9 protein-coding genes are annotated in these 12,397 nt (G+C 48.7%); 2 read left to right on the top strand and 7 right to left on the bottom strand.

Annotation, left to right across the window (positions count from 1 at the left end):
• Positions 1–208 precede the first annotated feature (208 nt).
• From VSQ32_02815 to rsxC, 6 genes are read right to left on the bottom strand one after another with little or no spacing between them, the layout of a single operon-like run.
• Positions 209–1,009, bottom strand: a complete 801-nt coding sequence (locus VSQ32_02815) for an RnfABCDGE type electron transport complex subunit B (protein ID MEH2941810.1) — start codon at positions 1,007–1,009, stop codon at positions 209–211.
• Positions 1,010–1,020: 11 nt separating this feature from the next.
• Positions 1,021–1,596, bottom strand: coding sequence for an electron transport complex subunit RsxA (rsxA, locus tag VSQ32_02810; protein ID MEH2941809.1), 576 nt, complete (start codon positions 1,594–1,596; stop codon positions 1,021–1,023).
• Positions 1,597–1,599: 3 nt separating this feature from the next.
• Positions 1,600–2,289: an electron transport complex subunit E gene (locus VSQ32_02805; protein ID MEH2941808.1), complete on the bottom strand. Its 690-nt coding sequence runs from the start codon at positions 2,287–2,289 to the stop codon at positions 1,600–1,602.
• 2 nt (positions 2,290–2,291) lie between these two features.
• On the bottom strand, positions 2,292–2,903 hold the full coding sequence (locus VSQ32_02800) for an RnfABCDGE type electron transport complex subunit G (protein ID MEH2941807.1): 612 nt from the start codon (positions 2,901–2,903) through the stop codon (positions 2,292–2,294).
• On the bottom strand, positions 2,896–3,837 hold the full coding sequence (locus VSQ32_02795; GenBank protein MEH2941806.1) for an RnfABCDGE type electron transport complex subunit D: 942 nt from the start codon (positions 3,835–3,837) through the stop codon (positions 2,896–2,898). Before VSQ32_02795 ends, VSQ32_02800 begins: the two co-directional genes overlap by 8 nt.
• A gap of 16 nt (positions 3,838–3,853) precedes the next feature.
• Complete coding sequence (gene rsxC / locus VSQ32_02790; GenBank protein MEH2941805.1) at positions 3,854–5,173, bottom strand: electron transport complex subunit RsxC; 1,320 nt, start codon at positions 5,171–5,173, stop codon at positions 3,854–3,856.
• Positions 5,174–5,645: 472 nt separating this feature from the next.
• Between rsxC and VSQ32_02785 the strand changes: the two genes are divergently transcribed.
• Together VSQ32_02785 and VSQ32_02780 are read left to right on the top strand one after the other, a co-directional pair.
• The gene (locus VSQ32_02785) at positions 5,646–10,319 is read left to right on the top strand and encodes a leucine-rich repeat protein (protein MEH2941804.1); all 4,674 of its coding nucleotides are present in this window, start codon (positions 5,646–5,648) and stop codon (positions 10,317–10,319) included.
• A 77-nt stretch (positions 10,320–10,396) separates the two neighbouring features.
• On the top strand, positions 10,397–11,485 hold the full coding sequence (locus VSQ32_02780; GenBank protein MEH2941803.1) for a ribonuclease H-like domain-containing protein: 1,089 nt from the start codon (positions 10,397–10,399) through the stop codon (positions 11,483–11,485).
• Between the two features lie 134 nt (positions 11,486–11,619).
• On the opposite strand, the gene VSQ32_02775 is transcribed toward VSQ32_02780, so the two are convergent.
• The gene (locus VSQ32_02775) at positions 11,620–12,393 is read right to left on the bottom strand and encodes a protein-glutamate O-methyltransferase CheR (protein MEH2941802.1); all 774 of its coding nucleotides are present in this window, start codon (positions 12,391–12,393) and stop codon (positions 11,620–11,622) included.
• Positions 12,394–12,397: the final 4 nt, after the last annotated feature.

Genomic DNA, 12,397 nt, shown 5'->3' with positions numbered 1-12,397 from the left:
CGTCAGAGCATACGCAGTATGCTGAACGTATCGCGTTTAAGCACAATTGCGAAGCAATATTTTCCTCTTGTGCGAGTGCGCATTATTGTTTTTGTCTTACAGGAAAGGCACTTTCACACGTTAGTGTGACAAGGTCTTTCCTGTAAGACAAAAACTCCCATGGATTCAGGTTGCCTCGTACCCTGAATACCATGGGAGTTTCCATCGTCTATCCTGCCCTGCTGATAATCTTCTTCGGACATTTCTCCGCGCAGGTTCCGCAGCCGGTACATTTCTCATAATCAATATGAGCAATGTTATCCGTTACGGTAACTGCCCCTTCCGGACAGTTCTTCTCACAGAGTTTACATCCGATACATCCTACGGAGCAGGCTGCCATCACATCCTTGCCCTTGTCTCTGGAACTGCACTGTACCTTATTCTTTGCATCACAGGGTACCAGCTCAATCAGGTTCTTCGGACAGGCCGCCACGCATTTGCCGCAGGCTTTGCAGGCGTCTTTATCCACCACTGCAATTCCGTTGATAATATGTACCGCGTCAAAGGGACATGCTTTCACACAGCTTCCATACCCCAGGCATCCGTAACTGCAGGATTTCGGTCCGCCTCCGGGAATAAACGCCATGGCTGCGCAGTCTTCCACGCCGGTATATTCGTAATCCTGTTCTGCCTTCTCGCAGTCTCCGGCACATTTCACAAAAGCCACCATTTTCACGCCGCCTTCTGCGGAAACACCCATAATATCACCAATCTGAGCTGCCACCGGGTCGCCCCCCACGGGACACTGATTCACCGGAGCCTCGCCCTTTACAATGGCCGCCGCAAGACCGGAACATCCTGCATAACCGCAGCCGCCGCAGTTATTTCCCGGCAGAACGCCCAAAATTGCTTCTTCTCTCTCATCTACTTCCACTTTGAATTTTTCCCCGAAGATTCCAAGGAAAAAGCCAAGGAAAATACCAGTTCCGCCCACTACCAGGGCGGCAATGATAATTGCTGTTATATTCATTTCTTTCCCTCCTAAATCATTCCTGAGAATCCCATAAAGGCGATTGACATTAAGCTGGCTGTAATCAGCACAATGGCCGTTCCCTGAAACCGTCTGGGAATATCATTATATTCAATCTTCTCACGGATACCTGCCATAATCACAATGGCAATAAAGAATCCAACGGAGGTTGCAAGACCGTTTACCACGCCCTGCAGTAAATCATAACCTTTGCTTACATTGTTCAGGGCAACACCCAGTACCGCACAGTTGGTAGTAATCAGAGGAAGGAACACGCCCAGAGATTCATACAGAGGAGGCATATTTTTCTTCAGGAACATTTCCACAAACTGCACCAGTGACGCAATGACCAGAATAAATACAATGGTCTGCAGATATTCCACATGACAGGGCGTCAAAATAAATTTATAAATCAGTCCCGTTACAAAAGAGGCCAGCGTAATAACAAAGATAACCGCGCCGCCCATTCCGGCTGCCGTCTCCGTCTTCCTGGAAACACCCAGGAACGGACAGATTCCAAGGAACTGGCTTAACACTACATTATTTACAATGGCTGAGCCGATTGCTATAATCAATAATTCTTTCATCTGTTATTTCGCCTCCTGTTCTGCTGATTTCTTTGCCGCATCCGGCAATTTTCCGGTACACATGGCTGACTGGGAACAGCTTGCGCAGTCTCCGGTCATACAGCCGGACGGAGCTGCCAGCGGTTTGCCTTTCTTTTCCATTTTGTCACGGACCACATTCATGCCGGCAACCAGGAACGCCAGCACCAGAAATGCGCCGGGAGCCATAATAAATACGGTAATTCCAAGGCTTGCACCCAGAATCTGGCGGATTAATCCGATACAGGTCAGGCCGATGGTAAATCCAAGGCCCATGCCAAGTCCGTCAAAAATGGAAGGCGCAATGGGATTTTTGGAAGCGTAGCTTTCCGCTCTTCCCAGGATGATACAGTTTACCACAATCAGAGGAATATACACGCCCAGAGATGCGGAAAGGGCCGGCGTATAGGCCTGCATGATAAACTGTACGATGGTAACCAGAGAAGCTACCACCACAATATAGGCCGGCATACGCACTCCGTTGGGAATTACTTTACGGAACATGGAAATCAGCAGGTTGGACATAACAAGCACCACTGTGGTGGAAAGGCCCATACCGATTCCGTTGACTGCGGAAGATGTTACCGCCAATGTGGGACACATGCCCAGCATCAGCACAAAGGTAGGATTTTCCTTAATAATACCGTTATACAAACGTTCTACATATTTATTCATACTTAGTTACCTCCCTGCAAAGCACTTCTGAAATACAACAGACATGCGTTCACGCCGTTGGTGACTGCTCTGGAAGAAATGGTTGCGCCGGTTACCGCCTGAATCTCACTGTCAGAGGCCGGAGCTGTCTTTACCACCGTATAAGTCTCTTCTGTCTTTCCCTCAAACTGGGAATAAAAAGGTTCTTCCTGTACAAGTACTCCAAGGCCCGGCGTCTCACTGATGGATGTAATAGAATATCCGTTCAGAGTTCCGTCGCTCTGAATACCCACGGAAAAAGAAATATCCGCCTGGCTTCCTTCATGGGAAGTTACATTGATTACATATCCCAGCACATTTCCGGAACCGTCCAGAGCTTTGTTCACTGCTGTAATCTCATCTTTGGAAAATTCACTTTCTCCCAGCAGTTTTGCAGCTTCGGCCATATCAAAGGTTTCATCTTCTTCAAAGGTCTCCGCGTCTGCGAACACTACTTTATAGGCTTCATCCAGCGCTGCTTTCTCGGCTGCCGCAATGGGCTCTTTCGTTATATCATAGACCACGCCCAGCAAAAATCCCAGTACCAGGGTAAAGGCGGTTAAAATCAACGCGTCATGTACAATCTTCTTATTCATGCTGTTTTACCTCCTTTTTCTGACCAAATGCCCTTGGAATGGTAAATTTCTCAATAATCGGCACCAGAAGGTTGCCCAGAATAATGGCAAAGGAAACGCCCTCCGCATTGGCTCCGAACAGACGGAACAATCCTGTCAGAATTCCAAGGACAATTCCGTATACCACCCTTCCCATGGGGGTAATGGGGGAAGTTACATAATCCGTAGCCATGAAAAATGCACCCAGCATCAGACCGCCGCCGCAGAGATGGGCTGTCAGATAAGTCATATCAAATCCATGGCCGCCGAACAGCAATACAAAAACGCCGAACGAAAGAATATAACTTGCCGGGATTGTCAGATCAATTACACCCATCAGAATCAGGAAAATTGCTCCCAGCAAAACAGCAATTACACTTGTCTCACCGATAGTCCCCGCTGTGGTTCCCAGCAGCATTTTCATGGTATCCACGGTTTCCCCGTTCTTTAACAGAGCCAGCGGGGTAGCTCCGGTTACGCCGTCATAAGTAAAGCTGGTCATGGTTCCCGCAAAGGATACCAGCAGGAAACATCTGGCTCCCAGAGCCGGATTCATAAAGTTCTGACCCAGACCGCCGAACAGCATTTTTACTATAACAATGGCAAATACGCTGCCCAGAACCGCCTGCCAGACAGGTAAGGTGTGAGGCAGGTTCAATGCCAGCAGAAGGCCTGTTACCACAGCGCTGAAATCGTTGATGGTACTCTTTTTATGTATCAGCTTCTCAAAAATCCATTCTGAAGCCACGCAGGTTGCAACACATACTAAAATCAGTATCAGAGCTCTGAGCCCAAAATTCCAGATGCCAAACAGGCTGGCCGGCAGCAGTGCAATCGCCACATAAAGCATAATTTTTGCGGATGTATCTTTGGCACGGATGTGGGATGAGGATGATACGTTATACAAATCACTCACAATAAGACACCTCTTTCTATTTTTTTCTTCTCTCTGCAAGAATCTGTTTTTTCATGGTACGAATGGACTGGGCCAGAGGTATTTTGGCCGGGCAGATGTAACTGCAGCTTCCGCATTCAATACATTCCATCCCGTTCCATTTCTCAAAACCTGCCATATCCCCGTGGCCTGCCATTTTCGCCAGCCTGGTGGGAATAATCTGTTCCGGGCAGGCAGATACGCAGCGGCCGCAGTTGATACATGCGGTAGTTTCGCTGGCTGCCACATCGTCTTTTGCAAGACAGAGCAGGGAGGAAGACGTCTTGGTAGTGGGAATGTCCAGTCCGAACATGGAGAATCCCATCATGGGGCCGCCGGAAATAATCTTCTCAGGCTGCACCTTAAATCCTCCTGCCGCTTCCAGCACTTCCCCGTAGCTCATGCCCAGGCAGATATCAAAGTTGCCCGGTTCTGCCACAGCATCTCCCGTTACCGTAAAAATACGGTTCATCACAGGTTTGCCCAGTTTTACCGCCTTATAAATGGAAATCAGCGTCTCCACATTGTCCACAATACATCCGGCGTCTGCGGGAAGCATGGTGGAATTGATTTCCCGATGGGTGGTAGCGTAAATAAGCTGGCGCTCGCCGCCCTGAGGGTATTTTGTCTTCAGCGGACAGACTTCCATCCGCGGTTCATCCTTCGTAAGCTCCTGCATTTTCGCAATGCAGTCCGGTTTGTTGTCCTCAATGCCGAACAGGCCCTTCGCATGGTCGAACAGCTGCAGCACAATGCGCATTCCCGCAATCAGTTCTTCAGGATTCTCCAGCATACGCCGGTAGTCCGCAGTCAGATAAGGCTCGCACTCTGCGCAGTTGGCAATAATATATTCGATTTTATCCGGCTCTTTGGGAGATAATTTTACATGGGTGGGGAATCCGGCTCCGCCCATTCCCACAACGCCTGCTTCTTTCACCTTTCCAATGATTTCCTCTTTGGAAAGAGCGGTGATATCCTCCACCGGAGAATATTCCACTTCCTTCATTTCTCCGTCATTTTCAATAATGATGGAATTCACCATATCTCCTGTTGCTCCTCTGCGCGGCTGGATTGCCTTCACCGTGCCGGATACGGAAGAATACACCGGTGCGGATACAAAACCGCCGGCTTCCGCAATCTTCTGTCCCCGCAGCACCGTATCGCCCACAGCTACCACCGGACTGGCCGGCGCTCCGATATGCTGAGATACCGGAAATACCAGTTCACCCTTGGGCAGTAACTCACGTATTGGCTTATCCTTGGAAAATTCTTTTCCATCGTGCGGATGAACGCCGCCCTTAAATGTCATGAAACCCATTTTTCGTGCCCCACTTTCTTTAAAATATTTTAAGTACAGCCGCCCGGATTTCTGAAATACGGGCCGCTGTCCGTAACAGTTCCGTTGCCTTCCCTGTTACGCTGTCCATCTTAAATGATATATTTTATGCCTGGAAATGCGGCATAAGTCAGTAACTTTGATTATAGCACATTTTATATTTCATAACACATCTTTTTTCGATAAATTTGTACTTTTTTCAGCACAAAACCGGATACATAAAATGGCAGTCCTGATATAACCTGGAAAACTGCCGGATTATGTAAGTTCCGAACTCCTTTTATTTCTGTTCCCGGCGTTATTTCATTTTAGCGGAATGTTTCCTGTCACCAGTGCAAAATCTCTTTTTATTCTCCGTCATTTCCTTGCCAAATCCCGGAAATCCCGGTATAATCTGAAGTAACAGCTACGGAATATGACAAATCTGATATAACAGGAAAGAAGGAGTGTTTTTATGAAAAGAACAGTAAAAATCATCAGCCTTCTGCTGACGTTTGTACTTGTGCTGGATTTATTCTTTCCCGCATCTTTCAGCCCTGACGGGCTCACAGACGTACAGGCAGCGCTGGAACCGCCAACAGGAGAGACTTCCGGTGAATGCGGAACCGACATCAGATGGAAACTGGAAGTAGACGAAAATGGAACTTTATACCCGGATGGGGACACATCCGCTTCCCCAACCTGCTACACACTGATTCTGGAAGGAACCGGAGAGATGAACGAGAGCCTGTTCGACCGTACCACAAGCCCCTGGTACGGCTACCGGGAAGTGATTACCTCCGTTTCCATCAGCGAGGGTATCACCGGTATCTGCCGCTATGGACTGGCAAACCTCTGCAGCCTGACATCCATTGAACTGCCGGACAGCATTACCTCCATTGGTACTCTGGCTTTCGATGAGGATATTTCCCTGCAGACTGTCACCTGCGGCGCAGGACTGGAAACCATTGGGCAAAATGCTTTTTACGGTCTGAAATCCCTTACAGCTGTCTCCCTGCCGGAAGGGCTGACTACGATCGGAGAGGGCGCTTTTGCCGGTTGCCAGAACCTGGCATCCGTTACCCTGCCGGACAGCCTGACTGCCATAAACACAGACGCTTTCAGCATGACAAAGCTGAACAGTATTACCATCCCTCAGAATGTATCCTCCATTGGAGCCGGGGCTTTTTCCGCCACATACCTGAACAATATTCAGGTGGATGCCGGCAATACTCATTTCCAGGTACAGGATAAGATCCTTTATGAAAAAAGAGAAGACGGTACCCTCTGGCGGGCGCTTGCCTATGCCACATTAAATCCGGTTTCTTCCGTCACCCTTGCAGAGGGAACCGAACTGATTGACGCCTATACATTTTTTACAGCAAATAAAATTACTTCCCTGACACTGCCGGATACCCTTACGGAAATCGGACAGATGGCATTTGCCCATTGTTATAATCTGGAAAGCCTGCTGTTCCCGGATAGCCTTAAAAGCATCAACAAAGGTGGTTTTCTGGGCTGTGAAAAAATTCAGGAAGTGGTCATTCCCGACAGCGTGGAAACATTGGGTGAAGAAGTATTCTCCAGCTGCCTTGCCCTGACCACTGTTCACATTGGCAAAGGAGTCCGGGAACTGGACGCCCCTTTCAAATCCAGTAAGAAGGTAGAAACCGTCACGGTATCTTCCGAAAATCCCCATCTGGAAGCGCTGGATAACGTAATTTACAGCAAAGACCATACTGTTTTCTATTACTATGCCCCTATGAAACCAGATACAGAGTACCATCTCCCGGACCAGGTAACCACACCGAAACCATATGCTGTAAACTATGCGGATTCACTGGAAAAGCTGTATTTGCCCGGAACACTGGAAACCCTGACAGAATGCTGCTTTTCTTTTAATAAGAATCTGAAATCCATATATTTTGCAGGAAATGCTCCCTCAGACCGGTTAAGTGCGGTCAGTATAACCAAAAATTCTGAAAACCTGATTCTCTATAAAACAGCGGATTCCACTAAATGGGACTGGAATCCCGGATTCTGGAAAGGATTTACCTTCGCCATATGGGACCCGGAGAACGATACTCTGGAAGGAGGCAGCTACGGCAGCGTAACCTGGACTTACAGCGCCAGTGACGGAAGCCTTGTTTTTACCGGTACAGGCCCTGTTCCGGACTTTACGGAAGCAGCCCCGCCTCTGTGGGATACTTATATGGATTCCATCCAGACCATTGAGGCAGATAACATTACTGCCATTGGAAATTACAGCTTTATCGGAGCCGGCAGCCTGCTTCGTCTGGAAGCGGGCACCAGCCTGAACCGAATTGGAGACTATGCCTTTGCAGACTGTACCGCCATGAAATTCCCGGATATATCTGCCGCCGACACCATCGGCACAGGGGCTTTCCGGAATAATTCTTCTATTGCAGGAAGTCTGACACTGGAAAAAGTTTCTTCCCTGGGGACAGGGGCCTTCCAGGGATGCAGCTCCATTCCCTTTGTGACTCTGGGCGCCTGCCTGACCCGGCTGGAAGAAGATGTATTTGCAGACTGCAGCGGCCTGACCACCATTCTGATTCCGGAACAGGTATCCGCAATCCGAAACCGGGCCCTGAAAGGCTGTACCAGCCTGCGTTCTGTCAATATCCCGGCCGGCGTCACCGCCATCGGAACTCAGGCCTTTGCCGGAAATACCGCACTGGAAAAAGCCTATTTCTACGGGGAAGTTCCTGCTGACTGGGCTGCAGACAGTTTTACCGGCTGCCACAGCGCTCTCAGGCTCTGCTATCGAAACGTTCAGACCGGCTGGAACAGTCTGAACGGAAGCTGGAACAGCATTCCCCTGCTGGGTCAGGACAGATTCTACACGGAAAGGCAGGATCACTACTCTTTCCTCAATACCGCCTCCTCCTTCGGATATCCGGCCGATTACCGGTTTCCGAAACAGCGGTTTGTGGAGACACTGAGCAGTATTTCTCTGGGCACCTACTACTATATCACAGACAGCGGATGGGGCGGTTCCTGCTACGGTATGGCCGGAAGCACACTGGAATTTTACGAAAATCCGGAAGAATTCCCGGTGTCCGACTTCGGTTCTTCCACCGGTACCCTCTATGGGGTCAGAGCTCCCGGAGATAAAAACACCCCTCTGACAAAATTAATTGAGACCTGCCAGATTTCTCAGTTCCATCCTGTGATTGCGGGATACAGAGGCAGCATTGGGAAAAACATGAACAATTACCGGGAACTGGTGCAGAAAATTGAAGAATTTGAGCGGGCTGGCGGACTTCGGGTTGATTCGGAAGCGGAACCCATCGTCATGCTGCTCTATTCCATGTACGGCGGCCACGCGGTAATTCCTGTTTCCGTGGAGCAGACCGATACCGGAGATTTTCAGGTACAGGTATACGACCCCAATAACACCTCCGGGTTCAGCACCCTGACCATCGGCAAAGACCTCAGGAGTATTTCCTACTGCGGCTACAAATCTGCCTCCTACGTGCCCTACAGCGCCCTTGACGCCTCTCTGGACGGTGTGACAGCCTACAGCGAAGAAGACAAATCCCTGTATCTGTCCATCGACAAAGAGCATGGAATGGTAACGGATACCGCAGGCAGAGATATCAGTGAAATCGAAGGAGCCTATGAGCAGAAGCCTCTGTCTGACGGGGAAGACGACACTTTCTCCGGCATTCGCAGCTTTGTTCTGCCGGAGGGGAATTACCGGCTTGCCGCAGACGTACCGGAAGGACAGACAGAAACTGCCAGTCCCGATTCCGTTACCTTCTATACAGGTACGTCAGACTTTTTTGCAGAAATCAGTTCTACCGATGAAAATGCAGCCCTTGAGATAACCGAAACCGGAACACCCGGCGAGAATCTTGTCATGGAGCTCAAATCAGATTCCCAGACCGGGGAAACTGCTGCTTTCACACTGGTTAATGCTCTGGGTATGGAGCGGACGTTGGAACTGGACAGCAGCAACGCCATCATCACCCTGGAAGAAAATAACGGACTTTCCATACAGGCGCAGGGACAGGATTCCATCGTTCTGGACGGTCAGGAAATCACCCTGCAGAACGGCGAATTAAACAGTTCTTTCATTGCCGCCTCCGATGAAAATCCGCTGAAAACCTCAGAGCTGAACACAGAGATTACCTGTGATAAGAACAACAGACTGAACGGAACGCTGGACGCAGAAGTAATTTCCAATACTTCCGGCAACAGAGCAGTGACAATTACAGCAGAATTTTTTGAGGATGAAAACGATACCCAGGCAGCCGCAGACATCTCCTGGCAGAAAACCCTGAATCCGGGACGCAATGTGGTCTCCCTGACACTGGAAGAACTGGAAACTGCTTTCCGGAGCACCTCCGGAATCGTCGCCTTATCCTGCAGATTTACCGTCACGGACGAGATGGACAATTCCTTTGTCCTGACAGAAAGCGGAATCACTGTTTCCCTGACCGGGCAGCAGAACCCTCCGGATTCGGGAAGTGACAAACCAGGAACTTCAGACCCCGGAACTTCAAAACCAGGAACCTCCAATCCCGGAACCTCCGGCGGTTCCTCCGGTTCTGAACACCGGAAGCCCATTATAACCGATACGGATACGGACGACCCGGAAGACGGACAGATTCCGGCTCCCATCCGGCGAAATCGGACAGTAACCGATATCAAAGTGAATGTGAAGAACCTGACTCTGGGCGCAGGGGAGACCTTCAGCCTGAAAGCCTCTGTCCTTCCGGAAAATGCTTCTGACAAAACCCTCCGCTATACTGCCTCCAATAAAAATGTCACCGTCAGCGCAGGAGGCAAAATCAGCGCCAGAAAGACAGGTTCCTCCAAAATCACCATAACCGCTTCCAACGGAACGCAGACCACGGTAAAGATTTCCGTTAAGAAGAAGCCGAATAAACTGAAACTGAATGCAACCACAAAAACCATCAAAACCGGATGGAAATTCCAGATAAAGGCAAAATTCCCCAAAGGTACTGCCAGCCACAAACTCACCTACTCTTCCAGTAAGAAATCGGTGGCGACGGTTTCCTCCACCGGTAAAATAACCGCCCGGAAGAAAGGCACTGCCATTATCACGGTAAAGACTTTCAACGGGAAAAAAGCCAAAATGAAAGTAATTGTAAAATAGTACACGAACTCAAAGGGGCTGTCGGGAAATGGCAAATTTCATTTTCCGACAGCCCCGGATTATGAATGGAGATACCTATGAAAACCTGGAGCACAGAACTTCCGCTGACCGGAGACAATCCCTGTGCGGAGAAATATATCACTCCCTCTTCTGCTTTTTTCGATTTGGAAACTACGGGCTTTTCTTCCGCCCGCAACCAGATTTACATGATTGGATATGCTTATAAAAAAGCCCGGAAGATATGCGTCACCCAGCTGTTTGCGGAAAACCCTTCGGAAGAACCGCTGGTGATTTCAGCTTTTCTGGAATTTCTGTCCGGGTATGACACGCTGATTTCCTTTAACGGAACAGGATTTGACCTGCCCTTTCTGAAAGGCAGATGTGCCCGTTATCATTTTACGGAAGCTCTCGATACCTTTTATCATATTGATATTTACAAACAGATTTCCGGCTATAAGGACATTCTGAAGCTATCTGCTCTGAAGCAGAAAACTCTGGAAGATTTCCTGGGCATTCCGCGGGATGACACCTGTTCCGGCGGGGATTTAATTCCCGTCTGGCTGGAATATGCAAAACAGCCTTCCGAAGAAGGCTGTAAATTATTGAAACTTCATAATTATGAAGATATGGCGGGAATGGTACAATTGCTTCCTCTGCTGTCCTACCCCCATTTCTTTGAAGGCGGCTTCCATGTTTCTTCCTGGCAGCAGCAGGACTGGAACACCTGGGAAGGCGCCGCAGGAAAAGAACTGATTCTGGCTCTGGAGCCGGAACTTCCCATACCCCGGCCATTTTCCTGCAGGGCGGGAGAGATTTATGTCAGCGGCGCCCATCGTCAGGTAAAACTGCGAGCGCCTTTTTACATGGGAGAACTGAAGTATTTTTATCCCAATTTCAAAGATTATTATTATCTCCCTGCAGAGGATATGGCTGTTCATAAAAGCGTTGCTTCCTTTGTGGACAGGGCTTACCGCAGACAGGCCACTGCCGCCACCTGCTACAGTAAAAAATCCGGCCGGTTCCTGCCCCAGTATCAGGAGCTGTTTTCACCTTCCCTGAAACAGGAACATCAGGATAAGGTCTCCTGGTTCGAACTTACGGAAGATTTCACAGATTCTATGGAAAATCTGAAACAGTATGCCCTGCACCTGCTAAAGCAGATGTAACAGAGTTTCGGCGTACCAGAATGTTTTCTCAGGAATCGAATCAGGGCGTCAGAAGCACCTTCGGCCCTTTTGACACCCTGATTCCTGTTATAAAGCAAAGTCATTGCAAATATTTCATCATTTCTTTTCAGCCTCTACACTTTCTGGAAAAAGAAAGACTGTTTCCGCTGATAATTCAGTTCTTTGTAATTCATAATCTGTTCCGTACTTCCAATAAAGAGAATTCCGTCCTTCGTCAGTGCGGAATTGAACTTCCGGTAGATTTCTTCCTTCGCATCTTCCGTGAAGTAAATCAGCACGTTTCTACACACAATCAGATGGCATCCGGTGGGATAGGCGTCTTTCAGCAGATTATGCTCCTTAAATTCCACCTGCCGCTTGATTTCATCGGCAATCTTCCAGGAACTTCCCACCTGAGTAAAATACTTCTTCTTAAATTCCGGCGGTACGGCCGCAATGCTTTTCTCATTGTAAAGGCCCATTCTGGCCTTATCCAGTACCTGCTTGTCAATATCGGTAGCCAGTATCTTAATCTGATTCAACGGCATATGTTTTGACAGAGCCATCACCAGGGAATAGGGTTCATCCCCTGTGGAGCAGGCCGCGCTCCAGATTTTCAGACTCTTTCCAAATCTCTGGATTAATGTGGGGAAAACCTCCTTGTCCAGAATACCCCACTGCTCCGGATTCCGGTAGAATTCCGACACATTGATGGTCAGGAAATTTACAAACTGCTCAAACTTTTCTTTATCCTTCTTAATCAGTGCCACATAATCTTTGTAGCTGGTAATGCTGTTCTTGGATATCAGTGTATCAATCCTTCGCTTCATCTGCTTTTCTTTGTAAGAATTCAGATCTATTTTGGTCAGTGCAAATATATCTTTTTTGAAATCCTCATATCCATTCATGCCG

Source organism: Lachnospiraceae bacterium JLR.KK002, from assembly GCA_036941025.1.
Classification (GTDB): Bacteria; Bacillota; Clostridia; order Lachnospirales; family Lachnospiraceae; genus Petralouisia.
The sequence above is the reverse complement of the archived record's forward strand: the minus strand, read 5'-3'. Positions and strand labels throughout refer to the sequence as shown.